Source organism: Azospira sp. I13, from assembly GCF_003112695.1.
In the GTDB taxonomy this organism is placed as follows: domain Bacteria; phylum Pseudomonadota; class Gammaproteobacteria; order Burkholderiales; family Rhodocyclaceae; genus Azospira.
In genome coordinates this window covers 91,595-117,521 of record NZ_BFBP01000007.1, presented here as the reverse complement: position 1 = coordinate 117,521, position 25,927 = coordinate 91,595, and the positions used below count along the sequence as shown (strand labels likewise).

The window sequence follows — 25,927 nt, the reverse complement described above, 5'->3', positions numbered from 1 at the left end:
TCGCCTGTCCGCTTGCCTATTACTAGCAAGGCCGCCTGTGGGGCGGCCTTTGCCGTTTACCGGTGCCGGCTCCGGGGGCGGCAGGGAGTGGCAGAGGAGAAATCAGGGCGGCGGATTGAGGGGGCTGCGCCGGGGTGACCAGAGCCCCGGGGCTTCCTGTAGCTCCGAGAGATCCTGGCTGATGCTGACGAAATGGGTGGTACGGCCGTTGCCATCGCGGATCGGTGCGATGGTCTGCAGGCAGACGTAGATGCTGCCGTCCCGCCGCCGGTTGAGCAGGCGGCCGCGCCAGGTCTGGCCGGCGCAGATGGTGCGCCACAGCTCGCTGTAGGTAGCCCGCTCGTTGAGGCCGGACTTGAGCAGCCGGGGGGTCTGGCCGAGGATGTCTTCCAGGGCGTAGCCGGTGACTTCGCTGAAGGCCTGGTTGCAGTACTCGAACTGCCCTTGGTCGTCGGTGATGAAGACCACCGAGGGATTCTGTTCCACCGCCATGGAGAGCTTTTCCAGCTCGCCTTCCACCTGCCTGCGCTCATGGATGTCGCGGAAGGTACCGGCGAGGCGTAGGGCACGCCCTGCGGCGTCGCTTTCCACGACCTGGCCTTCGCCGCGGTACCAGCGCCAGTGACCCTGGCGGGTGCGCATGCGGTATTCGCAATGAAAGCGGGGGCTGCGGCCTTCCCGGCAATCGGTGAGGGCCTTCAAGGCCCGCTCCCGGTCTTCCTGGTGCAGGCTGGCTTCCCATTCGGCCAGGCTGAGGCAATGCTCCTCCAGGCCGTATTGCTGGCCGGCAGGCACGGCGAGGACGAAATTCAGGGCCCCGGCCGCCACTTCCCAGTCCCAGACGCCTACCTCGGAAGCCCCCAGGGCCCGCCGCAGGCGTTCCTCGCTGGCGGCCAGTTGGCTGGTTGCCTGGTGCAGGGAGGTGATGTCCTGGGTGATGCCATCGATACGCAGCAGGCGGCCTTCACCGTCCCGCACGGGGCGGCCCCGGGCCCGCATCCAGCGAATTTGGCCGTTGCCGTCAGTGATGCGGAAGCTGTGTTCCACCTCATGCTCGAACACCTGCCGGAAGGCTGCCAGGGTGGTGGGCCGGTCTTCCTCGACGACTTGCCGTAGCCAGAGTTCGGGGTCGTCGTAGAAATCCTGGATGGGGCGGCGAAAGAGACGGCCGATGGCACCGCTCAGGTAGGTATAGCGGCCACTGGCCGGGTCCAGGGTCCACACCACGTCGTCGAGGGAATCCAGCACCTCGTCGAGTTGCGAAACAACCCGGGAGAGGTCTTCCTCCGCCGTTCGCCGTTGCCGGTTGGCGGCGGCCAGGGCGAGGGTCATGGTGCTGATGGCGGCAATGAGGATCTGCAGGCGGATCTGGATGTCCGTCAGGTTGAGGTCGCTGAAGGGGCCGCGCCGGGCGGCTGCGAAAAAGGCAGCGATCAGGGCGATACCCACCAGGGCCAGGGTCACCAGACGCAGGTCGCAGTTGAAGGCCAGCCAGATCAGGGCCAGCAGCAGCAACAGACGGCTGTAGGTAAAGACTTCCGGCTGTTCCGGGGTGTACAGGTCAAGGCTGGCGATGGTCAGCAGCAGCACCGCGGCCAAGGCCAGGTAGTCGCGCCAGCCGTTGCGACCGAAAGCTTCCCGGGGCTGCAGCCAGGCCAGGATGAAAGGGGCCATGAGCTGGGCGCCGGCGATGTCGCCGACCCACCAGCTGCGCCAGGCGGTGGCCAGCTCACTAGCGGCCACCTGGCCCGAGGCGTAGAGGGTGACCATGCCCACCAAGGCACTGAGGGCGCCGCTGAGGGCCGGGGCGCTGAAACAGAGGTGCATCACATCCCGGGGGCGGTCCAGGGTGGGGGAAAACGCCAGGAGCTTGCGCAGCAGGTGGCAGGCGGCCCAGGCGCCCAGGGCGTTGCCCAGCCCCATGCAAAGGCCGGCGGCGAAGGAAAAGCCAGAAAGCAGGGCACTGGCCAGGGTGGCCAGGAGGACGGCCGGCCACAGTTGGCGGCCGCCCAGCAGCATGGCGGCCAGGGCGATGCCGGCCGGCGGCCAGAAGGGCACCAGCAGGCCGAAGCCGGTGGTGCCGATGGCGGAGGTGAGGCGGGCGGCCGCAAGGTAGGTGAGGAAGGTCAGCAGCAGCCGCAAGCCCAGGGGCTGCCGGCCGAAGCGGGAGAGGGGATCAGGGGCGCCGGCCGCGAGAAATTTCTTCAGCATAATCGGCGGCATTTTCGCCTGTTTCCCGGGGATATTCCATTCCTTTCTCCCGCCGGGCCGGGGCCAGGGGCAGGCTTGGTTGCGCCCGGGCGGTTTGTGCCATAATCGGGCGCTTGTTTTAAGGGAATTCAGTCATGGACGACAACAAGGCCAAGGCACTCGCTGCCGCGCTGGCACAGATCGAAAAGCAGTTCGGCAAGGGCTCCATCATGAAGATGGGCGAGACCGAAGTGGACAAGGGTATTGATGTGGTTTCCACCGGTTCCCTGGGCCTGGATGTGGCCCTCGGCATTGGCGGCCTGCCCCGGGGCCGGGTGGTGGAAATCTACGGTCCGGAATCCTCCGGCAAGACCACCCTGACCCTCCAGGTGGTGGCCGAGATGCAGAAGCTGGGCGGCACCGCCGCTTTCATTGACGCGGAACACGCGCTGGACCCCCAGTATGCCCAGAAGCTGGGCGTCAATATTGGCGACCTGCTCATCTCCCAGCCGGATACCGGCGAACAGGCCCTGGAAATCGCCGACATGCTGGTGCGTTCCGGCGGTGTGGATGTGATCGTCATCGACTCCGTGGCGGCCCTCACGCCCAAGGCGGAAATCGAAGGCGAGATGGGCGACCAGATGGTGGGCCTGCACGCCCGCCTGATGAGCCAGGCCCTGCGCAAGCTCACTGCCAATATCAAGAAGACCAATACCCTGGTCATCTTCATCAACCAGATCCGCATGAAGATCGGGGTGATGTTCGGTTCCCCCGAGACCACCACCGGCGGCAATGCCCTGAAGTTCTACGCTTCCGTGCGTCTGGACATCCGCCGCATCGGCGGCATCAAGAAGGGTGACGAGGTGATCGGCAACGAAACCCGCGTCAAGGTGGTGAAGAACAAGGTGTCGCCGCCCTTCCGCGAGGCCCTCTTCGACATCCTCTACGGCGAAGGCATTTCCCGTGAGGGCGAGATCATCGAGCTGGGCGTCGCCCACAAGCTGATCGAGAAGTCTGGTGCTTGGTATTCCTACAAGGGCGAGAAGATCGGCCAGGGCAAGGACAACGCCCGGGAATTCCTCAAGGCCAACCCGGCCGTGGCCCAGGAAGTCGAAGGCAAGGTCCGGGAAATCCTGGGCGTGGCCAATCCGGCTGCCCCTGTCGCCGCTGAATGAGCCTGACCCTGCGCCAGCGGGCCCTGGGGCTGCTGGCGCGGCGTGAGCACAGTCGCGCCGAACTGGCGCGCAAGCTGGCGGCCCACGCCGAAAGCGAAGAAGAGCTGGTGGCCCTGCTGGATGATCTGGCGGCCCGCCGCCAGCTTTCCGATGCCCGGTACGCCGCCGAGCGCGTCGCCTTCCGTTCCCGTCGCTATGGCAATGCCCGTCTGGCCCAGGAATTGCGTCAGGCCGGAGTGGCCAGCGATACTGCTGAAGCCGCCCTGGCCGAGACCGCAAGCGAATTGGAGCGGGCGCGTCAGGTCTGGCAGAAGAAATTCGACCAATTGCCCGTTGATCTGCCGGAACGAGCGCGTCAGACGCGCTTCCTGGCCGGCCGGGGTTTCTCCAGCGCCACCATCCGCCAGGTCCTGAAGGGCGGTGCGGATGAAGACGAGGGCGCATTCTAGGGGCCTGACCCCGCCGCTCTGGCACAATAGGCGCATAGACGTCAGACATCAGCCGGGCACCAGCCCTTGCTTGTCGCCACCTTCCGATTGCCTTTCCGTTATCCCATGTCCGAACAGATTCCCGATCTCACTGCCAAGCTGTCTGCCCACAACCTGAAAAAGCGCTACAAGTCGCGCACGGTGGTGCATGACGTGTCCTTCGATGTGGGCAGTGGCGAAGTGGTGGGCCTGCTGGGCCCCAACGGTGCGGGCAAGACGACCTGCTTCTACATGATCGTCGGCCTGGTACCCTCCGATGGCGGCGAAATCTGGTTGCAGGACCAGAACGTCACCCACTACCCCATCCACAAGCGGGCTCGCCTGGGCATTTCCTATCTGCCCCAGGAGGCCTCCGTCTTCCGCAAGCTCAATGTGGAAGAGAACATCCGTGCCGTGCTCGAGTTGCAGAAGCTCCCCGCCGAGGAAACCCAGCGGCGCCTTGAGGAATTGCTGGAAGAGCTGCACATCGGCCACATCCGCCATGCCAGCGCAGCCGCCCTGTCCGGCGGCGAACGTCGCCGGGTGGAAATCGCCCGGGCCCTGGCCACCTCGCCCCGCTTCATCCTGCTGGACGAGCCGTTCGCCGGGGTTGATCCCATCGCCGTGCTGGAAATCCAGAAGATCATCCGCTTCCTCAAGGATCGCAGCATCGGCGTGCTGATTACCGACCACAACGTACGGGAAACCCTGGGTATCTGCGACCGGGCCTACATCATCAACGAAGGCACGGTGCTGGCGTCTGGCCGCCCAGATGAGATCGTTTATAATGAAGACGTCAGAAAAGTGTATCTGGGCGAGAGTTTCCGCCTCTGAAAATACACGGCGCCACGTCGATTCCGTAACCCGCTCTCCGCCGTCGGCCACTACGGCCCCAGGCTCATGAAACCAACCCTCCAACTTAAACTCTCGCAGCACCTGGCCCTGACGCCGCAGTTGCAGCAGTCGATCCGGCTGTTGCAGTTGTCGACGCTCGAACTGGAGCAGGAGCTGGAGAAGTACCTGCTGGAAAATCCCCTGCTGGAGCGGGAGGACGAGGACTATGCCGGTAGCGCGCCCTCAGGCAGTGAAGGCGAATACGCCAGCGGCAGCAGCGAGGGGCCGGCCGAGCATGGCCAGGAGGGCGATGGGGCGGAGCACGGCGATGTGCGGGAAGACGGCCGCGAGGAACCCCGGGACGAAATCCGTGACAACCTCGGCGATGACGAAGGCTGGTTTGCCGAGGGCAGCTACCCTTCCGCCTCCCGGGACGAGGAAGAGGATTCCGACTTCCAGGAAGTCCAGGCCGCCACCACTTCCCTGCGGGAACACCTGAACTGGCAGCTGGGCCTCATCCAGTTGTCCGAGCGGGACCGCCAGCTGGTCAGCTTCCTCATCGAAGCCCTGGACGAGGACGGCTACCTGACCCAGTCCCTGGAAGAGTTGCAGGAAGCCCTGCCGGAAGAACTGGAAATCGAACTGGATGACCTGCAGATTGCCCTGCGCCACCTGCAGAACTTCGACCCCACCGGGGTCGGCGCCCGTACTCCCGGAGAATGCCTGGCCCTGCAACTGGCCGCCCTGCCGGTCGACGAAATTCGTAACCAGGCCCTGACCCTGGTGCGTCAACACCTGGAACTGCTGGCCGGCCGGGATTTTGCCAAGCTGAAGAAGCTGCTGGGTTGCGACGACGAACGCCTGCGGGCCGTCACCAACCTGGTGCGCAGCCTTAATCCCCGCCCTGGCGCCCAATATGCCCCCCTGGATGCCCGCTACATCACCCCGGACGTGGTGGTGAAGAAGATTCGCAACCAGTGGACCGCCAGCATCAACCCGGACGCCTATCCCCGCCTGCGCATCAACCGGCTCTATGCCGAGATTCTTTCCAAGCAGCGCGGCTCCAGCCTCTCCGGCCAGCTGCAGGAAGCCCGCTGGCTGATCAAGAACGTGCAGCAGCGTTTCGATACCATCCTGCGGGTTTCCCAGGCCATCCTGGATCGCCAGCGCCAGTTCTTCGAACACGGCGAAGTCGCCATGCGCCCCCTGGTGCTGCGGGAAATCGCCGAAACCCTGGGCCTGCATGAATCCACGGTCTCCCGCGTGACCACCCAGAAATACATGGCCACGCCCCGGGGTATTTTCGAACTGAAGTATTTCTTCGGCAGTCATGTGGCCACGGATACCGGCGGAGCCTGTTCGGCCACCGCCATCCGGGCCCTGATCAAGCAGCTGGTGGCTGCCGAAGACGCCAAAAAACCTCTTTCGGACAGTCAGATTTCCGAAATTCTCGGCCAGCAGGGCATTGTTGTGGCGCGTCGAACCATTGCAAAATACAGAGAAGCGCTCAATATCCCGCCAGCCAACCTACGCAAGTCCATCTAAAAAAGGAGCGAGCCATGAACCTGCACATCACCGGCCACCATCTGGAAGTCACCCCGGCGATCCGCGACTACGTTACGAGCAAGCTGGAGCGTGTGACGCGCCATTTCGACAGCGTTATCGACGTCAACGTCATCCTCACCGTGGAGAAGCTGAAGCAGAAGGCCGAAGTTACCGTGCGCGTGCCGGGCAAGGACATCCACGTGGACGCTGAAGACAACGACCTGTACGCCGCTGTGGACAGCCTGATCGACAAGCTGGATCGTCAGGTGCAGAAGTACAAGCAGAAGGCCCAGGACCACCACCACGACACCATCAAGAACCACGTCAGCGAGTAATCCGAACCCCCTCTTTTGAGTCGGATGAAAGTCATAGGCGGCGGGGTCGATTTCCGTTATGATCCCGCCACTTTTCTTTCGCCATCCTGCCTGAATTCCCCTGCCTGAACGCCTGTCGCCCACCGGCACTGGTATTCAGTCACCATCCCGCTGCATCGGGGAAGGTCATTGCCCCATGGATCTCATCGCCAAACTTCTGCCTCCCGCCCATATCGTGTTGGGCCTTGATGCCAGCAGCAAAAAGCGGGCATTCGAGCAGGCCGGCCTGCTCTTCGAGAATCATCTGGGCATTGCCCGGGCCACGGTTTTCGACAGCCTGTTTGCCCGGGAGAAGCTGGGTTCCACCGGCCTGGGTCAGGGTGTGGCCATTCCCCATGGCCGCATCAAGGGGCTGAAGGATGCCGCCGGCGCTTTCCTGCGCCTGGCCGCTCCCGTACCTTTCGACTCGCCCGATGGCAAGCCTGTCGGGTTGATGTTTGTCCTGCTGGTGCCGGAGCAGGCCACCGAGCAGCATCTACAGATTCTTTCCGAACTGGCCCAGCGTTTCTCCGACCGGGCCTTCCGCGAGGCTTTGGGCGCCTGCGAGAGTACCGACGACGCTCACCGCCTGTTCACCGATTGGGGGAACCATGCGGCAAATCTCCATCACCCAGCTGTTTGAGGACCACCAGGACAAACTGTCCCTGACCTGGGTTGCCGCCCAGGGTGCCGAGCGTTCCATCGAGATTCGCGAGCGCGGCAACTATGGCGCCGATGTGGTCGGCCACCTCAACATCATTCACCCCGAACGTCTTCAGGTCATCGGCAGCGCCGAGCACCAATGGCTCAGCCGGGTCTCCCAGGAAAAGCTGAAGACCCAGATGAACGACATCTTCGCGGCCCAACCTCCGGCCGTGATCGTCGCTGAGGGGCTGACCCCCCTGCCGGCTGTGCTGGAAGCCTGCGAGGCCACCGGCACGCCGCTGTTCACCACCGCCAAGCCGTGTTCGGCCGTCATCGACCTGCTGCGCATCTACCTTTCCCGCCGCCTGGCCGACACCGTGTCGGTACACGGCGTCTTCATGGACGTGCTGGGCATGGGCGTCCTGATCACCGGGGATTCCGGTGTTGGCAAATCCGAACTCGCCCTGGAGCTGATTTCCCGGGGCCATGGCCTGGTGGCTGACGACGTGGTGGAACTGGCCCGCATCGCCCCTACCACCATCGAGGGGCGCTGCCCTGGCATGTTGCGCGACTACCTGGAAGTGCGGGGCCTGGGGCTGCTCAACATTCGTACCATCTTCGGCGAAACCGCCTCCCGGCGGAAAATGAAGCTCAAGCTCATCGTGCACCTGCAAAAGCCCCTGGCCGGTGTCGATGCGCCCCGTTTGCCCCTCGATGCCCAGACCCAGGAGCTGCTCGGTGTGCCCATCCGCAAGGTGGTGGTGCCCGTGGCCGCCGGCCGCAACCTGGCCGTGCTGCTGGAGGCCGCCGTGCGCAACTCCATCCTGCAGCTGCGGGGCATCGACAACATGCAGGAATTCATCACCCGGCAACAGAAACTGTTGCTCGACGACGACGCTTGACGCCCCACCGGGGCCGCCCCCATAGTGGCATTCCGTATTCAACCTGACGGAGACTCCCTATGCAGAAAATCCTGGTAGCCCTCATTTCCCTGGCTTGTGTCGGCCTGAGCCTGCCCGCCTCCGCCGCCGAGGGCAAGCAGCCCACCGCTCAGCAGGAGCGCATGAAGTCCTGCAACAAGGAGGCCGCCGACAAGAGCCTCAAGGGCGACGAGCGCAAAGCTTTCATGAAGTCCTGTCTTTCCGGCAAGACGGCGGAAGCCCCCGCGGCTCCTAATGCCGAATGCCAGGCCAAGGCCGCAGAGAAAAAGCTGGCCGGTGCCGCCAAGGGCAGCTTCATCAAGAAGTGCGAAGCTGACACCAAGGCAGCCCAGTAAGTCTTCGCCAGACTTTGCCAAAAAAATGCCAGCCGATTGAAGGCTGGCATTTTTTTTGACAGAATGACCCGCCGTTCCTCATTACCCATGTCGCGCCGAAAGCTCCGGCGTCTCTCAGGAATTCCCGGTCATGAAGTCTATTCCAGCGTTATTGCTTTGCTTTTCCGGGCTGTTGTCGGTGCCGGCGGCCCAGGCCTTCAGCTTTGACGATGACGAGCGGCAAGGGGCGGCCGAAGGCGCGGCGCTGCGTGCCAAGACCAGCCAGCAGCTGGCCACCCCCTGCAAGAGTGCCATCAAGGACAAGGGCATCCTGGTGGCCTTTGCCGACCAGACCGCCAATGGCTACCAGTTGCAGACCAGCAAATATGGCCGCCATACCGAGGTGATCAACCAGAAGCTGAAAGCCCTGGGCCTCAAGACCTATACCCCGGAAGAGCAGAAGGCACGGATCGCCCAGGCCGAGATGGAAGCCTATTTCCGCAACGATCCTGATGCCGCCCTGGCGGCCTCAAGCAAGATGGGCGCGGCCTTCATCCTCAAGGGCGGCATTTCCACCCGTACTGCCTACAACCAGATCGTGCGCCTGCCCGAGGTGTATGTAACCCTCAACTTCACCCTGGCTGCTGCCGATGGCCGCACCATCTCCAGCGCTTCGGCCAAGGCCGAGTCCTACTCCGGCAACGATACCGCCGGCATGGCCCTGGAGCTGATCAACGAGCAGGCCGATGGGGTGGTGGCCAAGCTCTACGCTGACTATTGCCGTGCCGCCGGCAGCAAGAAATAACCTTCGGAGTCTTCCCATGCGCCATCTTTCCCTGACGCTCGCCCTGGCCCTGGGGCTCTCCGCCCCCGTGCTGGCCCAGCCGGTCTTCGACAATCCGTCACCAACGGCAGGCAGCAGCACGTCCCAGCAGGCCAACGACATGGCCGACAAGGGCATGTACAAGGCTGTCGAATATGCCAATGCGGCAAAGAAGGGGCCGGCCCTGGTGGTTATCCCGGGGGAGGTGAAATCCAACAATGCCAGCTTCACCCAGAAGTTCGGCCCCAACAATATCGCCGACTTTGCCGAACTGGAGCTGGGCAAGGCCAACTTCAAGGTGCTGGAGCGTAGCGACCTTGGCCCGCTGCTCAATGAATTCACCCTGGCCTATTCCCTCGGCGATCCGGGGGAGGCCCGCAAGTTCCTGCAGAAGGGCAAGCTGAAGAGCACCAAGTGGGTGGTGAAATTCGACATTCTCAAGGCCGAGCAGGTGGCCCAGGCCCAGCAGGGCTTCGACGGGCGTTCCGTGGGCAAGCTGCTGGGGGTCTTCGGCGCCTTCTCCGGTTCCATGGGCGGTGCCCAGGCCGGCGCGGTGGGGGAAACCGTGGTGGGTTCGGTGCAGACCCAGGAGAACACCGGGGTGTGGATCATCGGCATGCGCTACAAGATCATCGACGCCAGCACCACCGAGCAGGTGGCCACCGGCTATACCGAAGAGAAAATGGAACTGGGCGCCAAGGGCACCTCCGTCATGGGTGTCTCGTCCGGCGCTTCCGGCGGCCTGACCCTGGATGGCATGGTGCAGCGCCTAGTGCAGAAGAATGTCTGGGAAATCGACAGCAAGTACAAATAGGCGATTCCCTCCGACCGCGCCGTAAGCCGGCCTCGCAGCCGGAACTCCGAGAAACCCAAAATAATCCTTACACAAGGGAGCATCACATGTCCGCCACTCGTCTCTTTGCCCTGTCTGCCATGGTCCTGGGGTTGGTTGCCTGCCAGAGCAACCCCTCCAAGTGCGATCCCAACAACCCGTCTCCCACCTGTGGCGGCTCCACCTCCGACCAGGCCAATGCCATGGCTGACAAGGCCATGTACAAGCCCATCGAGTACGTCAATGCGGAGAAAAAGGGGCCCCAGATCATCGTCATCCCCGGGGAGATCAAGAGCAACAACGCCAGCTTCACCCAGAAATTCGGTCCCAACAACATTGCCGACTATGCCGAGCTGGAGCTGGGTAAGGCCAATTTCAAGGTGCTGGAACGGGCCGACCTGGGTCCCCTGCTCAACGAATTCACCCTGGCCTACACCATGGGTGACCCCTCCAAGGCCCGCAAGGTGCTGCAGAAGGGCAAGTTCAAAACCACCAAGTGGATTCTCAAGTTCGACATCCTCAAGGCCGAGCAGGTGGCCCAGGCCAACCAGGGCTTCGATGGCCGCGCCCTCGGCAATGTGGTGGCCATTGCTGCCGGCAGCCGCGGTGGCGCCGTGGCCGGTGAAGTGGTGGGCTCCGTGAAGACCGAAGAAGCGACCGGGGTGTGGATCATTGGCATGCGCTACAAGCTGATCAACGCCAACACCACCGAGCAGGTGGCCACCGGCTACACCGAAGAAAAGATGGAGCTGGGCTCCAAGGGCTCTTCCGTCATGGGCTTCTCTTCCGGCCAGTCCGGCGGCCTGACCCTGGATTCCCTGGTGCAGCGTCTGGTGCAGAAGAACGTGTACGAGATCGATAGCAAGTACAAGAAATAATCACCAAGGAGTCGGCCATGGCTGAAGCAATGCCGCAAAAGCTGGGCAAGTACGAGGTCCGCCGGGAACTGGGCCGGGGCGCCATGGGCGTGGTCTACGAGGGCTTCGATCCGGGCATCGCCCGGCGCGTTGCCCTGAAGACCGTGCGCAAGGACCAGTTGGAGAAGGATGAAGCCCTCGAACTGCTCAGCCGCTTTCGCCGCGAAGCCCAGGCCGCAGGCCGACTCAATCACCCCAACATCGTCGCCATCTACGAATACGGCGAGGATGAAGGGACCGCCTTCATCGCCATGGAATTCGTCGAAGGTCGGGAATTGAAGGATTACTTCGACCACGCCGAGCGTTTTCCCCTGGCCGAAGTCTCTCGCCTCATGGGGGAGCTGCTGGGGGCCCTGGAGCATGCCCACGGCAACGGCATCGTGCACCGGGACATCAAGCCGGCCAACATCTTCCTGCTCAAGGACGGCCGCCTCAAGGTGGGGGATTTCGGCATCGCCCGCATCGAATCCTCCAACCTCACCCAAGCCGGCTCCGTGCTGGGCACGCCAGCCTACATGTCGCCGGAACAGTTCATGGGCCAGACGGTGGACGGCCGCTCCGACCTGTTTTCTGCCGGGGTACTGCTGTACCAGTTCCTCACCGGGGAGAAGCCCTTCACCGGCCAGCTCACCACCATCATGCACAAAGTGCTGAAGGAAGAGCCGATTGCGCCTTCCGAGCTGAATGTGCAGGTGCCACGGCCTTTCGATGCCGTGGTGCGCAAGGCCCTGGCCAAGCGGCCCGATGAACGCTTCCAGAGCGCTGGCGAGTTTGCCCGGGCCCTCCAGGCAGCCGTTTCCTCTAGCCCCGTGGATGAGGAGGCGACTCTCTGCAATACCGCCGAAGACGCCACCGTCCTTTCCGGCAACGCCGATGCCACCCTGCTTTCCGGGGCAGAGCAGACCCTGGTGTCGGCGGGGGCAAGTACCGCGGCCCGCCATGCCGCCGAAGCGACAAAGATTTCCACGCCGTCCGGCGGTGCCTCTGGGGGGGCTACAGGAGCCGCAACCCAGGCCGCGACAACAGCCGCAGGGGGCGGCGCCCTACCGGCCAAGCGCCGGAATCTTGCCTTGGCGGCCGGTGTGGCTGCCCTGGCGGCGGTGGGGCTTGGCGTCTACCTGCTCAAGCCCGGCAGCGGTACCCCATCGGAGACACCGGTTGCTGCCGCTGCGGCTGCCCGGGCTGTCGATAACGGCACCATCGTCATTTCCGCCGTCGGCATGGCGGACCCCAGCGATGCCCGCCTGGCGGGGGATCCCGGCCTGCTGCAGGCCGCCCTGCGGGAAGATGCCCGGCGCCAGCTGGTGGAAAAGGCCGTGGCCCTGAACATCCAGTCCGCTTCCTTCTCCCAGCACTACGATCTGGTATCCGCCAAGCTGCTCTCCCGCAGCGGTGACTTCATCGAATCCGTGTTGCAGGAAGATGCACCCCAGAAGGGGGCCAGCGGCGTGGCTACCCTGACGACCCGGGCGGTGGTCAAGGTGCGGGAGGTGCAGAAGAGCCTCAACCAGATGTCGGAAGATGAGCGGGTGGAATTCATCCGCAACAACGGTGATCCGGGCATCTCCGTCACCATCACCACCCGGGGTGAAAGCGGTGAGGCCCAGCGTTCGCCCATCGCCGAGAACATTCTCAAGGAACGTGTGCAATCCTTCGGTTTCCGCACCTGGGGCGAAGCCCCGGCCAAGGGCCAGAAGGGGGCCGATTTCGCCATCGAGGGCGAGGCCCGTTTCAAGAAGCTTTCCGCCACCCTGCCGGCCTCCGGGCTGACCATCGAGAAGTACGTCATCACTTCCTGGACGGTGAAGTGCATCGACAAGGCCACCGGCGAGGAAATCTACTTCAACACCACCTTGCCCCAGAATGGCAGCTGGGCCACCGAGGAGGCGGCCCTCAAGGATGTGGGCCGGTTGGTGGGCGAGGAGTTTTCCAAGACCTTCTTCCTGCAGCACTTTCGTTTTGCCGGCCAGAAGGTGCGCCTGAAGTTCGGCGGCCTGCCTGACAAGTCCGTACTGCCGCGCCTGCAGCGGGAGCTGACGGGCCTGCGGGCGGTCTTGGGTACCCGCCAGGATGGGGATGTGCTGGAAGCCGAGCTCTCCGGCAGCAGTCCGGCCTTGGGCGAACTGGTCCAAGGCACCGTGTTGCAGCCCCTCAACCGCAAGCTGGGCAAGAACTGCCTGTCCGTGGTGGGGGCGACCGCCCAGGAGGTGACGGTGGGCTTGGCCGCCAACTGCACCGATACGGCCACCCTGTCCCGCCTCGAGGACATTCCGCCGGCCGCCCTGTTCGAGGCGCCGGCAGGGCGCCGGGCCGAAGTGGTGAAGAACCCGGCAGTGCTGCGCAAGCTGGAAATCTAGCGGGCTGCCCTGGCCGTGCGGCCAGGGTGAATCCGTCACCGCAGAAACCGGAAGCCTCGCGCTTCCGGTTTTTTTTCGACATCAGGCGCCGGCCGGCTGGGCCTGGGCATTCTGGATATAGCGGCTGAACTCCGCCGCCGGCAAGGGGCGGGCGAAGTGGTAGCCCTGGGCTTCGTCGCAGGCCATGGTCCGCAACAGTGCCAGGATTTCCGCCGTTTCCACCCCTTCGGCAATGGTCTTCAGGCCCAGGCTATGGGCCATCTGGATGATGGCGCGGACGATGGCCGCATCTTCCGGGTCGCTGGCCAGGTCGCGGACGAAAGACTGGTCGATCTTCAGCTTGTCCACAGCGAAGCGCTTCAGGTAGGAGAGGCTGGAATAGCCGGTGCCGAAGTCGTCGATGGACATCTGCACGCCAATGGCGTGGAGCCGCTGTACCGTGGCAAGGATGTTCTCCTCCCCCTGGATGAGGATGGATTCGGTCAGTTCCAGCTCCAGGTGACGGGGTTCCAGGCCCGAGCCGGCCAAGGCCGAGGCAATGGTGCCCACCAGGTCGCCGCGCATGAACTGCACGGCGGAAAGGTTCACCGCGATGACTAGCTCCCGAGCACCGGCGGCCTGCCATTCCACGGCCTGGCGGCAGGCGGTGCGGATGGCCCATTCGCTGATGGGCACGATGAGGCCGGTTTCCTCGGCGATGCCGATGAAACGCCCGGGCGGCACCATGCCCAGCTCCGGGTGTTGCCAGCGGATGAGGGCTTCGGCGCCGATCACCCGGCCGCTGGCCAGGTCGATCTGGGGCTGGTAGTGGAGCAGGAACTCGCCCCGTTCGAGGGCCGGCCGCAGGTCGTTGCGCAGGCGGAGGCGGGCGTCGGCGTCCTTGACCATGTCCTGGTCGAAGAAGCAGTGGCCATTGCGCCCCGCCGCCTTGGCGCGGTACATGGCCGTATCCGCCTTGCGCAGCAGGGTCTCGAAATCCTGGCCATCATCCGGATAAACCGCCACGCCGATGGAGACCGAGGTGGACAGGTCATGGCCGCCGATGGCGAAGGGAATCTGCATCTGCTCCAGGATCAGGGCCAGGCGTGCTTCGATGGCAAGCCGCCCGGCCGGGACCGGCAGCACGACGAGGAACTCGTCGCCCCCCTGGCGGCCGATGGTTTCCTGGGGCGCCAGCTGTTCCCGAAGGCGGGCACCGATGGCCTGGAGCAACTGGTTGCCCATGCTGTGACCGAGGGAATCGTTGATGGTCTTGAAGTTGTCCAAATCCAGATAAGCCAGGGCCACCTGGCCATCGTGTTCCCGGGCCTCTTCCCGGGCCGCCTCGAAGCGTTCCCGGGTCAGCAGCCGGTTGGGCAGGGTGGTTACCGGATCATGGTAGGCGAGGAACTGGATGCGCGCTTCGGCCACCTGGCGCTCGTCGATTTCCTGGGCCAGGCGCTGGTAAGGCTCCCGGATGCTGGCCACGAACACTGCCCGGTAGATGCAGAAGTAGGCGATGACCTTGTAGGTGTGGCCGACCAGGGAAAAGATGTCGTTGACGTTGGAATAGAGGGTGAAGCACAGCTCCGACAGGGTGGTGATGAGGGTGGCCGTGAACAGGTTGGCCGCGTCGAAGGTCTGGGGGGTCTGGGTCTGGCGGTAGAGCAGCCAGGCGGTGAGGCCGAGGATGGCGATGATGCCGTATTCGGCGGCGATCTTCAGGCCGCTCAGGCCTTCGCCGGGAATGAACATCACCGGCCAGACTTCCGGAGTCAGCAGCTGGAGGCCGTAGATCAGTGCGCTCAGGGCAAGGCTGCCGGCCATCAGGCGGTAGCGGGTGCCGGGAGTGGCGAAGGGGGTCCAGGGCCGCAGGGCGACGATGAGCAGGGTGGCGGCGGCGACGTAGCGGGCGGCCAGCCAGAAGACGATGGCCTTTTGCGGCGAGGCTGGCGTGACGAAATCCGGCATGCCCCGGTAGGAGAGCATGTGGGCAAAATCCAGGAGTCCGACGGCGAGGAAGCCGCAGGCAATGATGCTGATGTTGCCGGAGCGGGTACGGTCGTAGGTATGCCAGGAAATGGCAAAGACCAGGATGGAGACGATGACGGCGAAGCTTTCCTCGATGGTGTGCAGGGTCAGGGGAAAGATGCTGGTGCTGTGCTTCAGCATATCCAGGGGCGGGAATTGCCAGAAGCCGAGAAAGATCACCGATAGCACGACGATCAGCCCCCAGGGAATGGGGCGCAGCCGGGGTGTCGGGGCGCCGTGGGCGGCGGTCACCGGCAGGGGCGGCGCCATGTCGTTTTTCCGGGCGAGCATCATGGTGAACTTTCTGGATGAGTTCCTTTGGCGGGGAGCTATCGCCATCGTGTTCGGAATTGTCCTGGATCAAGATTGCAGTATTGGAACAATAGCGCATTTTTGTGGCGTTTCGCTTGCAAAACCCCGCCCAGAGCCACTCTTGCCGCGATGGCCGTTCTTTTCGGGAAAACATTGCCACACGTCCTGTGGGGCCTTTTTTGTGCTTTTGATTTGCATCATAAACCCCGTTTCTGCTGGGGGAATAGAGTGCTTTGACATTGATTCGGCGCCGTTTTTCAGGAGCGCCGGACATTCCTCTGGGGGAGTCTCCGTGAATATTTCCAGCATTCTGGTCAACGCCGGGCCGCAGCAGATTTCCGTGGTCGAGGCGGGGCTGGCCACTCTGGCCGGCGTCGAAGTTCATGCCGTATCCGACGAAGGCCGCATGATCGTCACCATCGAGAGCGACGGCGACCGGGAAACCACCCAAACCTACGAGGCGATACAGCAACTGCCGGGCGTCATGTCCCTGGCCATGGTGTATCACCACTTCGAACCTGATCCCGAGAAGGAGTCCTGAGATGAGCCTGACCCGTCGCGACTTTATCAAGAGCAGCGCTGTCGCTGCCGCCGCCAACGCTGCCGGCATGGCCGTGCCCGGCGTATCCGAAGCCCTGGCCCAGCAGAAGAATGATGGCATCCGCTGGGACAAGGGCACCTGTCGCTTCTGCGGCACCGGCTGCGGCGTCCTCATCGGCACCAAGGATGGTCGCGTCGTGGCCACCCAGGGCGACCCGGAAGCACCGGTCAACCGGGGCCTCAACTGCATCAAAGGCTACTTCCTCTCCAAGATCATGTACGGCAAGGACCGCCTGACCCAGCCCCTGCTGCGCATGAAGAACGGCCAGTACGACAAGAACGGCGAGTTCACCCCCATTTCCTGGGACCAGGCCTACGACATCATGGCCGACAAGTGCAAGGCGGCCTTGAAGGCCGGCGGCCCGCGCAACATCGCCATGTACGGCTCCGGCCAGTGGACCATCTGGGAAGGCTACGCCGCCGCCAAGCTGTGGAAGGCCGGCTTCCGCTCCAACAACCTGGACCCCAACGCCCGCCACTGTATGGCTTCGGCCGTCACCGGCTTCATGCGCACCTTCGGCATCGACGAGCCCATGGGCTGCTACGACGACATGGAGCACGCCGACGCCTTCGCCCTGTGGGGCTCCAACATGGCGGAGATGCACCCCATTCTGTGGTCCCGCATCACCGATCGCCGCCTCAATGCCAAGCACGTGAAGATTCACGTGCTGTCCACCTTCTCTCACCGCTCCTGTGAGCTGGCTGACAACGAACTGATCTTCAAGCCCCAGTCCGACCTGGCCATTCTCAACTACATCGCAAACTACATCATCCAGAACGGCGCGGTGAACCAGGAGTTCGTTAAGAACCACGTCAAGTTCAAGAAGGGCGTCACCGATATCGGCTACGGCCTGCGTCCCAACCATCCCCTGGAGCAGGCTGCCGGCAACAACGGCTACCCCGGCCCCGACGGTAAACCCAAGGGCGACCCCAACAAGGCCACCGACATTTCTTTCGAGGAATTCAAGGCTTTCGTCGCCGAATACACCCTGGACAAGGCCCACGAGATTTCCGGCGTGCCCAAGGAAAACCTGGAAGCCCTGGCCAAGATCTACGCCGACCCCAAGACCAAGGTGATGTCCCTGTGGACCATGGGCTTCAACCAGCACACCCGGGGCACCTGGGTGAACAACATGATCTACAACGTGCACCTGCTGGTGGGCAAGATCTCCGAGCCGGGCAATGGCCCCTTCTCCCTCACCGGCCAGCCCTCCGCTTGCGGTACGGCCCGGGAAGTGGGCACCTTTGCCCACCGCCTGCCCGCCGACATGATGGTAGCCAATCCCAAGCACCGGGAAATCGCCGAAAAGGTATGGAAGCTGCCCGCCGGCACCATTCCCGACTGGATCGGTCTCCATGCCGTGGCCCAGAGCCGCGCCCTGAAGGATGGCAAGCTGGGCTTCTTCTGGTCCACCACCACCAACAACATGCAGGCCGGCCCCAACATCAACGGTGAAATCTACCCGGGCTGGCGCAACCCGGCGGTGTTCGTAGTGCATTCCGATGTGTACCCCACCGTCTCCGCTCTGGCCGCCGACCTCATCCTGCCCTCTGCCATGTGGACGGAAAAGGAAGGCGCCTACGGCAACGCCGAGCGTCGTACCCAGTTCTGGCGTCAGCAGGTCAAGCCCCAGGGCCAGGCCCGCTCCGACCTGCTGCAGTACGCCGAATTCGCCAAGCGCTTCAAGATGGAAGAAGTGTGGCCCGCCGAGCTGCTGGACAAGGCCCCGGAATACAAGGGCAAGACTCTGTATGACATGCTCTACGCCAACGGCGAAGTGAACAAGTTCCCGGTCAGCGAGCAGATGAAGGGCTTCGAGAACGAAGAAGGCAAGGCTCTCGGTTTCTACCTGCAGAAGGGCCTGTTCGAGGAATATGCCGCCTTCGGCCGCGGCCATGGCCATGACCTCGCCGCCTTCGATGTCTATCACAAGGCCCGCGGCCTGCGTTGGCCGGTGGTGGATAACAAGGAAACCCTGTGGCGCTTCCGCGAAGGCTACGACCCCTACGTCAAGGCCGGTGAAAAGGTGCGTTTCTACGGCCACCCCGACGGCAAGGCCGTGATCTTCGCCCTGCCGTACCAGCCTGCTGCCGAGCAGCCGGATAACGACTATGACCTGTGGTTGTGCACCGGCCGCGTGCTGGAGCACTGGCACACCGGTTCCATGACCCGCCGTGTGCCCGAGCTGTACAAGGCCATGCCCGATGCCTGGATTTACATGCATCCGGAAGACGCCAAGAAGCGCGGCCTGCAACGTGGCGACACTGTCAAGGTACAGACCCGGCGCGGCGAGATTTCCACCCGGGTGGAAACCCGCGGCCGCAACAAGCCGCCCCTCGGGCTGGTCTTCGTGCCCTTCTTCGACGAGCACCGGCTGGTGAACAAGCTGACCCTGGACGCCACTTGCCCCATCTCCAAGGAGACGGACTTCAAGAAGTGCGCCTGCAAGGTGGTCAAGGCCTAGGCACCCGCCCAGGACCGGATAAGGCATCAGGGAGAAGGACAGGACGGAGGGGGCGCCAGCCCCCTCCGATCCCGGTCCGCACTCTGGCCGGCCGGCTTTCGCCATGAGCGATCTTCAACCTTCCTCCTCCGCCAAGCCGGACAAGGCCGCGGCCGCCCGTCGGCAGTTCTTTGCCGATGCCGGACGCCTGGCCTGCGGTGCCGGCCTGCTGGGACTCGGCCTGGGGCTTTACGCCAAGCAGGCCCGGGCCCTGCCGCCGGCTGCCCTGCGTCCGCCCGGTGCCGGAGGGGAATCTGACTTTCTCGGCGCCTGCATCCGCTGCGGCCTGTGTGTGCGCGACTGCCCCTATGGCACCCTCTCCCTGGCCAGGCCGGAAGAGCCGATCGCCACGGGCACCCCCTATTTCCTCGCTCGGCAGGTGCCCTGCGAAATGTGCGAGGACATCCCTTGCGTCAAGGCCTGCCCCACCGGCGCCCTGGACCACGGGCTGACCGATATCAACGAAGCCCGCATGGGGCTGGCGGTGCTGCTGGACCAGGAAACCTGCCTCAACTTCCTCGGGCTGCGCTGCGACGTCTGTTACCGGGTCTGCCCGGTCATCGACAAGGCCATCACCCTGGAACTGCGGCCCAACACCCGCACCGGCCGCCACACCATGTTCATTCCCACGGTGCATTCGGATCACTGCACCGGCTGCGGCAAATGCGAGCGCTCCTGCGTGCTGGAGACTGCCGCCATCAAGGTGCTGCCCATCGCCCTGGCCAAGGGCCAGCTGGGTCAGCATTACCGCGTGGGCTGGGAAGAGCAGCGCAAGGCCGGTCACTCCCTGGTGGAGGACAAGGGGCTGGGCGACCTGCCGGACCGCATCCCCGAAAGCGCCCCGCTGGAGGGGCATTACGACCCGGCCAGCCAGGGCGGTCCGTCCCTGGCCCCCGGCAAGGCCGCCACCCCGGACAGCGGTGTCGATAGCCTGTCGCCGCGCCTGCCCGGTGCCGATGCCCATAGCGCGGGCCTTCCCGCCATGCCCCAGAACATTCCCGGCGGTGGCCTGCCCAACCGCCTTTCCGACGAGGCCGCGCGATGAGTGGCTTCCTCGCCCCCCGTTTTGCCGAAGCCCGGGCCGCCAAGGGCTGGCTCGGCGCCCACCGCTGGCTATTGCTGCGGCGGCTCTCCCAGCTTGGCATCCTGGCCCTGTTCCTGCTCGGGCCCCTGGCCGGCCTGTGGCTGGTCAAGGGCAATCTCAGCTACAGCCTGACCCTGGATGTCCTGCCTCTGACCGACCCGCTGCTGGCCTTGCAGGTGCTGCTGTCCGGCCATCGCCCGGAGCGCCTGGCCTTGCTTGGCGCCGCCATCGTCCTGGTCTTCTACGCCCTGGTCGGTGGGCGGGTCTATTGCGCCTGGGTCTGCCCCATGAATCTGGTCACCGACCTGGCCGGCTGGCTGCGGGAGCGCCTCGGTCTCAAGGGCAGCGCCCACATCAGCCGGCGCGCCCGCTACTGGATTCTCGCCTTGACCCTGTTGCTGCCCCTGGCCGGCGCCGGCCTTGCCTGGGAGCTGGTCAATCCGGTTTCCCTGCTGCACCGGGGGCTGATCTTCGGTCTGGGCACGGCCTGGACCGTGGTGCTCGGCATCTTCCTGCTCGACCTGCTGGTGATGAGTCGCGGCTGGTGCGGCCACCTCTGCCCCATGGGCGCCTTCTACGGCCTCTTGGGCCGGGGCAGCCTGCTGCGGGTCAGTGCCCGCCGGCGCAGCAACTGTAACGATTGCATGGACTGCTTTGCCGTCTGCCCCGAGCCCCAGGTCATCCGCCCCGCCCTGAAGGGGGAAGGCGCCGGTGTCGGGCCTGTCATTCTCGCCTCCGCCTGCACCAACTGCGGACGCTGCATCGATGTTTGCGCCAAGGACGTTTTCGTCTTCGGCAACCGTTTCAATCAACACACCCCAAGCAACGACCCGGCAGGGAAGGCCGGGCGCTAATAGACCATCCATTGAGGAGCCGACCATGAAGCGTTTGCATAAACTGACCCTGGCCATTCTGGCTGCCGCCTTCACCTGCCTGGCCCAGGCGGCCGATGCCCCGAAGACCATGCGCGGCGCCGAGATTCCCGCTGCCGACGGGGCCCCCGACGTCAAGGCCTACGCCGGCAAGAAGCCGGGCCTGCAGCAGCCCATCGCCCGCACCTACAAGGAACAGCCCCCGGTGATTCCCCATGCGGTGGATAACTTCGACGAAATCACCCTGGAGGAAAATCAGTGCCTGAGCTGCCACGGGCCTGAGAAGTACAAGGAAAAGAAGGCCCCGAAGATCGGTGATAGCCACTTCATCGACCGGGAAGGCAAGCAGCACGCCGAGGTTACCCACCTGCGCCATAACTGCACCCAGTGCCACGTGCCCCAGATCGATGCGCCGCCCCTGGTGGAAAACACCTTTGTCGGCAACCTGGCCGCCGGCAAGGAGGCGAAGGACGCCAAGGCCAAGAAGAAGTAAAGCAGACCGGTGCGCCGCTTCCCGGCAGCACCGGCAGGGTGGCATCCGCGGGCGGAATAGCCGGCGGCAGAGAGAAGCGGAGTTCCTGCGGCGGCGGGGCTCCGCTGTTTTTTTGCGGCGAGTTGCTCGGCAGAGCAGCGCCACAAGCTTGGCACCAATCCGTGGAGAACGTTACAGGATGCCCGGAGAGGCAATAGGGACGCCATTCTTCCTTATGCCTGCCAGCAGAGGCAGGAAGGGCGCCATTCTTCAGGCATGTCCGCGTCCTGTCTTGGGTTCCAGGGAGATGACGACAACGTGAGCCTGCTGTTGTACTTGGTACAAGGAGAGAAGAATCTGGCCAGCAGCAGGGCTGACCACCAGACTACCAAGCCACGGCGAGACCAAGGGTCCGTGCGCCCTTTCGGGGCGGTGGGCTTCTTGCGCGGCTTCCCGCTCTTCGGCGGGTGGCCGATTGCTGCGTCCCCTACGCCAAAGCTCCGTTACCGCCTCGTTTCCAAACCCCGGGTAGCGGCGCCATTACGGGCCGGGGGTGAAGCGATTGCCGCCCTCCTAATCTGCCAGGTGGCTGCCCCGGGAAGCGCGGCGGTCTGTATAATTATGTATTTTTAATTCCTTGATTTTCAGGAGCCTTCCCATGTCCCAGCGTCCCTTCAAAGTTCTCGGCATTCAGCAGATCGCCATCGGCGGCCCTTCCAAGGACAAGCTGAAAACCCTGTGGGTGGACATGCTGGGCCTGGAAGTCACTGGCAACTTCGTCTCCGAGCGGGAAAACGTGGATGAGGACATCTGCGCCATGGGCAAGGGCCCCTTCAAGGTGGAAGTGGACCTGATGCAGCCCCTGGACCCGGAGAAGAAGCCCGCCGTGCACACCACTCCCCTCAACCATGTGGGCCTGTGGATCGACGATCTGCCCAAGGCGGTGGAATGGCTCAGCGCCAACGGCGTGCGCTTCGCCCCCGGTGGCATCCGCAAGGGCGCAGCCGGTTTCGACATCTGCTTCCTGCACCCCAAGGGCAATGAGGAATCCCCCATCGGCGGCGAAGGCGTGCTGATCGAGCTGGTGCAGGCTCCGGTGGAAGTGGTGGAGGCCTTTGCCAAGTTGGCCGGCTAAGGCATCACCGACGCACCTAAAAGGCCGCCTGCGGGCGGCCTTTTGTTTTGCTGGGGAATGGGGCTGCAAGACGGCCTAAGAGGTGTGCCGGGGCGGGCAGTTGCCGCGGCGAGATCAAGCCCTGATGGGGCAGAGCGTCTAGGCGCCGGCTTCCCGGAAGGTGTTGCGGCCGGCTCGCTTGGCCTGGTACATGGCTTCGTCGGCGCGCCGCAGCAGGGTCTGGGCATCGTCGCCGTCGTCTGGGTAGAAGGCCAGTCCGGCGCTGGCGGAAACCAGTAGTTCCCGGCCTTCCAGTACTACCGGCCGGCTCATTTCCGCCACCACCTTGGCCGCCACCAGGCGCGCGTCTTCAATGGCCGGCAAGTCTTCCAGTACCAACACGAATTCGTCGCCACCCAGTCGCGCCACGGTATCCACCGCCCGCACCGAACGTTGCAGACGATCCGCCAGCACCACCAGTAACTGGTCGCCGATGGCGTGACCGTGGGCGTCGTTCACCGGCTTGAAGCCGTCCAGGTCGATCAGCAACAGGGCCAGCCGGGTACCGTTGCGTCGGCCCACGGCCAGGCCGTGGCTGATGCGGTCATCGAGCAGCAAGCGGTTGGCCAGGCCGGTCAGCGGGTCGTGGCGGGCCATGCGCTGCAACTGCTGTTCATTGGCCAGCAGGCGGTCATTGGCCGCCGCCAGGGCCTGGGTGCGTTCTGCCACCCGGGCTTCGAGCAACTGCTCATTGCTGCGCAGGGCATCCACCAGGGCCTGCTTGCTTTGCAGGGTTTCGCCCTGGGCCTGCTCCCGGGCCTGGCGTTCCTGCTGGATGCGATCGGCCAGGGCGAAGGAGAGCAGCAGCATTTCCAGGGCCGAGCCGATCTGCATACCGTAGGAGGTGAACAGGTTGGTGGGCAGCCAGCCCAGGTTGCGCAGGGCCATCATGGCGACGCCCAGCAACAGCAGCGACCAGGCCAGAAGGAAATAGCGGGCCCCCGGGTGGCGGCGCAGCTGGGCACGGATGCCCACCGCCACCGCCACGGCGGAAAAGGCGGCGCCCAGCAGGGAGGTGAGAATGGCGGACCAGCGGTAAGGCAGCAGGGCTGGGCCCAGGGCGGCGAGGGCGAAGCCCGCGGCCAAGAGCAGGATCAGCCGGTCGGCCCGGGGTTGGGCTTGCCGGGTATTGAGGAACAGACGGGTGAATATGGCGCCGAAAAAGCCGGTGGCGGCGAAGCCCGAGGGCAGGGCCACATTGCCCCAGGCGGGGAAGTCGGACCAGATGTACTCGTTGCCCAGACCGTTGAGGGAGAGCTGGCCCACTGCCATGCTGGTGACGAAGGCCACGTAGCAGAGGTAGATACGTTCCCGCAGGGCGAAGTACAGCAGCAGGTTGTACAGGCCCAGGGCCAGCAACATGCCGTAGTAGAGGGAAAAGCCGGCGTAGGCGTGTTGGTTGTGCAGACGGAAGTCGTCCGGTGCCCACAGGGTCAGGGGCAAGGTCAGGCTGCCTTCGGAGGCTACCCGCAGATACAGCACCAGGGGCTCCCCGGCCGGCAGGCTCAGGGGCAGTACCAGATTGCGATTGGGGTAGGGGCGCTCGGCAAAGGGTAGGCGATCCCCTGTCAGGCGGTGCTCGGCATTGCCGCTCCCCGGAGGCAGGAACAGCTCGACCCGGTCCAGGGAGGGGAAGGCGATTTCCAGCAGCCAGTCGCTGGGTCGGGCCAAACGGGATTCGAGGGGAATGCGCAGCCAGAAGGCAGAAGCGGAATAGCCGAAGTTCACCTCGCCCAGAGCACCGGCCGGGGTGAAGCGTCCCTGGGCCGCTGCCTGCCGCACCGCATCCAGATCGAGCTTGCCCGCGGGATCTTCGAGGACTTCCACATGGGGTGCCAGGGCGTAATGGCCCCGGTTCTGCTCCAGCACCAGGGGATGGGCTCGGGCCGACGTGCCGGCCAGGCCAAGGCAGAGGGCGAGCAGCAGGGGGAGGAAGAAGTGCAGCCGCCAGGGGCGACCATCTCCGGGGGCGGATTGGGGGCGCGACACGAAGGCCTCCGCGGGTCATCAAGGGGGCATTCTAACCAGAAGGGCCGCCGCCCAGAGGAGTAAAATGCGCCCACCTCTGTTCCCCTCATCCACCATGAGCGATGCGCCGTCCCCCCCTACCCAGCGTCAGGCCCGCAGCCGTTATCAACGTGGCATGCTGGCTTGGCTGCAAGTGCCGGGCGACCCGGCGGGCCTGCCCGAGATGCGGGCAGCCCTGCGCACCATGGAGGCCCGAGGTGAGGGGGATTTCATCAATTTCTGGCGCACGGCGGAAACCTATCTGCGTGCCATCTCCGACGGCACCCTTGCCGTGGACGCTGAATCCCGCCGCCTCTGTGCCCGCATCGACCTGCAGATGCGCGCCGCTCTGGGAGGCGCAGTGCTGCCGGAGGAGGGCCTGGCGGACGAGCTGCGCCAACGCATCCTGAAAGGTGCGGGCCAGCTGCCGCCGGTGGCTGAACTGATTTCCCTGCGCCCCGCCGATGAGGCGCCGCCCCTGGATGCGGCGGCTGTTTCCGCCTGGCTGGCCGCATCCACCCGTCTGGCCGTGGCCTGGCCGGAGCGGGGTAGCGCCGGCATCGGCGATTTTCGCCGGGGCCTGATCGACCTCTGTGGTGCCGCCATCGCCCTGAATCTGCCGGAAGCCCTGCACCTGGCCGAAGCCCTGGCCGGCGTCGGCGACCTGCTGGACGATCCCGCCATGGTGGAAGTGCCGGTGGTGCGGGCAGCCGTGGCGGCAGCCCTGGAAATCGTCGGCGATGTCGATGCCCTCGGCTTGCCGGTCTTCGCCCAGCGGGTAGCCCACGTGGTACAGCGCCTGGAACAATGCCGGGAGGCCGAGCAGCCCCCTGTATCGCCAACCCTGCTGCGTCTTTTCGCCGTGGAAATTCGCGAGCAGACCGGCCTGATGCGGGAAGAGCTGGCCTGCCTGGCGCCTGATGCCGGGGTCCTGGTGGCCGGTGCCCTGGAACTGGCTGACCATGCCGGCCACCTGGAACTGGAGGGGCCGCAGCAACTGGCGGCCGCCCTGGCCCGGGCGGCGGAGCGGGCGGCAGCAGGAGCGATGGGGATGGCGGGATCCGCGGAGGCCGGGGAGGGCCTGGATCACCCGGAGGTGCGGGAGCTTCTGGAGATGGCGCTGGCCGAACTGGAAACCATGGCGGATTTCATGGCAGCGGAGCGTCTGCCTCTGGCGAGCGACGATATTCTACATATGCTCGCCCAGGATTAACTCATTCGACATTTTTATTTGACCCTGAAATCTGCCCCCGCTTAAATGGCCCTACCGACTTAATGGTTAAAAGGGGTTAGCCATGGAAGCACAACAACTGAGGGCTTTCGTACGGGGGGATCTGGCCCCCGCACTGGACAAGCTGTTCCGTCGCAATCTTTCACTCTTCGTCGTGGTTTGCAGTCTGCTGGGCAGTTTTCTGCTCTACGGCGCAGTGCAGGCGGCCAGCGGGCCGGACCTGGGACAAAGAGGGGCGTCCAGCGCCCAGCAATAAAAAAAGAGGGCC

General features: G+C 64.5%; 23 protein-coding genes. 20 read left to right on the top strand and 3 right to left on the bottom strand.

All coding sequences use genetic code 11. The features are described 5' to 3' along the window. Positions 1–102: 102 nt before the first annotated feature. The gene (locus AZSI13_RS07350; RefSeq protein ID WP_109040524.1) at positions 103–2,223 is read right to left on the bottom strand and encodes a PAS domain-containing protein; all 2,121 of its coding nucleotides are present in this window, start codon (positions 2,221–2,223) and stop codon (positions 103–105) included. 122 nt (positions 2,224–2,345) lie between these two features. On the opposite strand from AZSI13_RS07350, the gene recA reads away from it, so the two are divergent. The 12 genes from recA to AZSI13_RS07290 all read left to right on the top strand — a co-directional run bounded on the left by recA (position 2,346) and on the right by AZSI13_RS07290 (position 13,393). Then, complete coding sequence (gene recA, locus AZSI13_RS07345) at positions 2,346–3,365, top strand: recombinase RecA (protein WP_109040523.1); 1,020 nt, start codon at positions 2,346–2,348, stop codon at positions 3,363–3,365. Continuing rightward, positions 3,362–3,814 carry a recombination regulator RecX gene (recX, locus tag AZSI13_RS07340; protein ID WP_109040522.1) on the top strand — a complete coding sequence of 151 codons (453 nt, stop codon included), beginning with the start codon at positions 3,362–3,364 and terminating at the stop codon, positions 3,812–3,814. Before recA ends, recX begins: the two co-directional genes overlap by 4 nt. A 105-nt stretch (positions 3,815–3,919) precedes the next feature. Further along, on the top strand, positions 3,920–4,666 hold the full coding sequence (lptB, locus tag AZSI13_RS07335; RefSeq protein WP_109040521.1) for an LPS export ABC transporter ATP-binding protein: 747 nt from the start codon (positions 3,920–3,922) through the stop codon (positions 4,664–4,666). A gap of 66 nt (positions 4,667–4,732) precedes the next feature. After that, the gene (locus AZSI13_RS07330; protein WP_109040520.1) at positions 4,733–6,211 is read left to right on the top strand and encodes an RNA polymerase factor sigma-54; all 1,479 of its coding nucleotides are present in this window, start codon (positions 4,733–4,735) and stop codon (positions 6,209–6,211) included. Positions 6,212–6,225: 14 nt separating this feature from the next. Continuing rightward, complete coding sequence (gene raiA, locus AZSI13_RS07325) at positions 6,226–6,546, top strand: ribosome-associated translation inhibitor RaiA (protein ID WP_109040519.1); 321 nt, start codon at positions 6,226–6,228, stop codon at positions 6,544–6,546. A gap of 175 nt (positions 6,547–6,721) precedes the next feature. Further along, positions 6,722–7,207 (top strand): PTS IIA-like nitrogen regulatory protein PtsN, encoded by a 486-nt coding sequence (gene ptsN, locus AZSI13_RS07320; protein WP_109040518.1) that lies wholly within the window; start codon positions 6,722–6,724, stop codon positions 7,205–7,207. Then, positions 7,176–8,111, top strand: a complete 936-nt coding sequence (hprK, locus tag AZSI13_RS07315) for an HPr(Ser) kinase/phosphatase (RefSeq protein WP_109040517.1) — start codon at positions 7,176–7,178, stop codon at positions 8,109–8,111. Before ptsN ends, hprK begins: the two co-directional genes overlap by 32 nt. Before the next feature lie 59 nt (positions 8,112–8,170). Continuing rightward, positions 8,171–8,485, top strand: coding sequence for a PsiF family protein (locus tag AZSI13_RS07310; protein WP_109040516.1), 315 nt, complete (start codon positions 8,171–8,173; stop codon positions 8,483–8,485). A gap of 130 nt (positions 8,486–8,615) precedes the next feature. Then, on the top strand, positions 8,616–9,269 hold the full coding sequence (locus AZSI13_RS07305; RefSeq protein ID WP_133247281.1) for a hypothetical protein: 654 nt from the start codon (positions 8,616–8,618) through the stop codon (positions 9,267–9,269). Positions 9,270–9,285: 16 nt separating this feature from the next. Further along, positions 9,286–10,101: a hypothetical protein gene (locus AZSI13_RS07300; RefSeq protein ID WP_109040514.1), complete on the top strand. Its 816-nt coding sequence runs from the start codon at positions 9,286–9,288 to the stop codon at positions 10,099–10,101. Between the two features lie 86 nt (positions 10,102–10,187). Next, on the top strand, positions 10,188–10,997 hold the full coding sequence (locus AZSI13_RS07295; RefSeq protein WP_109040513.1) for a hypothetical protein: 810 nt from the start codon (positions 10,188–10,190) through the stop codon (positions 10,995–10,997). A gap of 17 nt (positions 10,998–11,014) precedes the next feature. After that, entirely contained in the window at positions 11,015–13,393 is a 2,379-nt protein-coding gene (locus AZSI13_RS07290) for a serine/threonine-protein kinase (RefSeq protein ID WP_109040512.1), read from the top strand. An 81-nt stretch (positions 13,394–13,474) separates the two neighbouring features. Here AZSI13_RS07290 and AZSI13_RS07285 read toward each other — a convergent pair whose 3' ends face one another. After that, the gene (locus AZSI13_RS07285; RefSeq protein ID WP_165833383.1) at positions 13,475–15,697 is read right to left on the bottom strand and encodes a bifunctional diguanylate cyclase/phosphodiesterase; all 2,223 of its coding nucleotides are present in this window, start codon (positions 15,695–15,697) and stop codon (positions 13,475–13,477) included. Between the two features lie 310 nt (positions 15,698–16,007). Between AZSI13_RS07285 and AZSI13_RS07280 the strand changes: the two genes are divergently transcribed. The 6 genes from AZSI13_RS07280 to AZSI13_RS07250 all read left to right on the top strand — a co-directional run bounded on the left by AZSI13_RS07280 (position 16,008) and on the right by AZSI13_RS07250 (position 22,382). Then, on the top strand, positions 16,008–16,256 hold the full coding sequence (locus tag AZSI13_RS07280; protein WP_109040510.1) for a chaperone NapD: 249 nt from the start codon (positions 16,008–16,010) through the stop codon (positions 16,254–16,256). A 1-nt stretch (position 16,257) separates the two neighbouring features. Continuing rightward, positions 16,258–18,780: a nitrate reductase catalytic subunit NapA gene (napA, locus tag AZSI13_RS07275; protein ID WP_109040509.1), complete on the top strand. Its 2,523-nt coding sequence runs from the start codon at positions 16,258–16,260 to the stop codon at positions 18,778–18,780. Positions 18,781–18,883: 103 nt separating this feature from the next. Next, positions 18,884–19,864: a ferredoxin-type protein NapG gene (gene napG / locus AZSI13_RS07270; RefSeq protein ID WP_109040508.1), complete on the top strand. Its 981-nt coding sequence runs from the start codon at positions 18,884–18,886 to the stop codon at positions 19,862–19,864. Beyond that, the gene (gene napH / locus AZSI13_RS07265) at positions 19,861–20,757 is read left to right on the top strand and encodes a quinol dehydrogenase ferredoxin subunit NapH (RefSeq protein ID WP_109040507.1); all 897 of its coding nucleotides are present in this window, start codon (positions 19,861–19,863) and stop codon (positions 20,755–20,757) included. The genes napG and napH overlap by 4 nt, the downstream gene beginning before the upstream one ends. Positions 20,758–20,782: 25 nt before the next feature. Continuing rightward, entirely contained in the window at positions 20,783–21,268 is a 486-nt protein-coding gene (locus tag AZSI13_RS07260) for a nitrate reductase cytochrome c-type subunit (protein WP_109040506.1), read from the top strand. Positions 21,269–21,905: 637 nt separating this feature from the next. Next, positions 21,906–22,382 (top strand): VOC family protein, encoded by a 477-nt coding sequence (locus AZSI13_RS07250; RefSeq protein WP_109040504.1) that lies wholly within the window; start codon positions 21,906–21,908, stop codon positions 22,380–22,382. Between the two features lie 138 nt (positions 22,383–22,520). Here AZSI13_RS07250 and AZSI13_RS07245 read toward each other — a convergent pair whose 3' ends face one another. Further along, positions 22,521–24,410, bottom strand: coding sequence for a diguanylate cyclase (locus AZSI13_RS07245; protein WP_109040503.1), 1,890 nt, complete (start codon positions 24,408–24,410; stop codon positions 22,521–22,523). 64 nt (positions 24,411–24,474) lie between these two features. Between AZSI13_RS07245 and AZSI13_RS07240 the strand changes: the two genes are divergently transcribed. Together AZSI13_RS07240 and AZSI13_RS07235 are read left to right on the top strand one after the other, a co-directional pair. After that, a complete protein-coding gene (locus tag AZSI13_RS07240) occupies positions 24,475–25,641 on the top strand; it encodes a hypothetical protein (RefSeq protein ID WP_133247280.1) in 1,167 nt (388 codons plus the stop codon). A gap of 82 nt (positions 25,642–25,723) precedes the next feature. Continuing rightward, the gene (locus tag AZSI13_RS07235; protein ID WP_109040501.1) at positions 25,724–25,915 is read left to right on the top strand and encodes a hypothetical protein; all 192 of its coding nucleotides are present in this window, start codon (positions 25,724–25,726) and stop codon (positions 25,913–25,915) included. Positions 25,916–25,927 lie beyond the last annotated feature (12 nt).

What these genes read in the sequence shown, in the direction of transcription:
- AZSI13_RS07350 (WP_109040524.1), bottom strand. Translation starts at nt 2,223, where the DNA reads ATGCCGCCGATTATGCTGAAGAAATTTCTCGCGGCCGGCGCCCCTGAT.
- recA (WP_109040523.1), top strand. Translation starts at nt 2,346, where the DNA reads ATGGACGACAACAAGGCCAAGGCACTCGCTGCCGCGCTGGCACAGATC.
- recX (WP_109040522.1), top strand. Translation starts at nt 3,362, where the DNA reads ATGAGCCTGACCCTGCGCCAGCGGGCCCTGGGGCTGCTGGCGCGGCGT.
- lptB (WP_109040521.1), top strand. Translation starts at nt 3,920, where the DNA reads ATGTCCGAACAGATTCCCGATCTCACTGCCAAGCTGTCTGCCCACAAC.
- AZSI13_RS07330 (WP_109040520.1), top strand. Translation starts at nt 4,733, where the DNA reads ATGAAACCAACCCTCCAACTTAAACTCTCGCAGCACCTGGCCCTGACG.
- raiA (WP_109040519.1), top strand. Translation starts at nt 6,226, where the DNA reads ATGAACCTGCACATCACCGGCCACCATCTGGAAGTCACCCCGGCGATC.
- ptsN (WP_109040518.1), top strand. Translation starts at nt 6,722, where the DNA reads ATGGATCTCATCGCCAAACTTCTGCCTCCCGCCCATATCGTGTTGGGC.
- hprK (WP_109040517.1), top strand. Translation starts at nt 7,176, where the DNA reads ATGCGGCAAATCTCCATCACCCAGCTGTTTGAGGACCACCAGGACAAA.
- AZSI13_RS07310 (WP_109040516.1), top strand. Translation starts at nt 8,171, where the DNA reads ATGCAGAAAATCCTGGTAGCCCTCATTTCCCTGGCTTGTGTCGGCCTG.
- AZSI13_RS07305 (WP_133247281.1), top strand. Translation starts at nt 8,616, where the DNA reads ATGAAGTCTATTCCAGCGTTATTGCTTTGCTTTTCCGGGCTGTTGTCG.
- AZSI13_RS07300 (WP_109040514.1), top strand. Translation starts at nt 9,286, where the DNA reads ATGCGCCATCTTTCCCTGACGCTCGCCCTGGCCCTGGGGCTCTCCGCC.
- AZSI13_RS07295 (WP_109040513.1), top strand. Translation starts at nt 10,188, where the DNA reads ATGTCCGCCACTCGTCTCTTTGCCCTGTCTGCCATGGTCCTGGGGTTG.
- AZSI13_RS07290 (WP_109040512.1), top strand. Translation starts at nt 11,015, where the DNA reads ATGGCTGAAGCAATGCCGCAAAAGCTGGGCAAGTACGAGGTCCGCCGG.
- AZSI13_RS07285 (WP_165833383.1), bottom strand. Translation starts at nt 15,697, where the DNA reads ATGATGCTCGCCCGGAAAAACGACATGGCGCCGCCCCTGCCGGTGACC.
- napA (WP_109040509.1), top strand. Translation starts at nt 16,258, where the DNA reads ATGAGCCTGACCCGTCGCGACTTTATCAAGAGCAGCGCTGTCGCTGCC.
- napG (WP_109040508.1), top strand. Translation starts at nt 18,884, where the DNA reads ATGAGCGATCTTCAACCTTCCTCCTCCGCCAAGCCGGACAAGGCCGCG.
- napH (WP_109040507.1), top strand. Translation starts at nt 19,861, where the DNA reads ATGAGTGGCTTCCTCGCCCCCCGTTTTGCCGAAGCCCGGGCCGCCAAG.
- AZSI13_RS07260 (WP_109040506.1), top strand. Translation starts at nt 20,783, where the DNA reads ATGAAGCGTTTGCATAAACTGACCCTGGCCATTCTGGCTGCCGCCTTC.
- AZSI13_RS07250 (WP_109040504.1), top strand. Translation starts at nt 21,906, where the DNA reads ATGTCCCAGCGTCCCTTCAAAGTTCTCGGCATTCAGCAGATCGCCATC.
- AZSI13_RS07240 (WP_133247280.1), top strand. Translation starts at nt 24,475, where the DNA reads ATGCGCCCACCTCTGTTCCCCTCATCCACCATGAGCGATGCGCCGTCC.
- AZSI13_RS07235 (WP_109040501.1), top strand. Translation starts at nt 25,724, where the DNA reads ATGGAAGCACAACAACTGAGGGCTTTCGTACGGGGGGATCTGGCCCCC.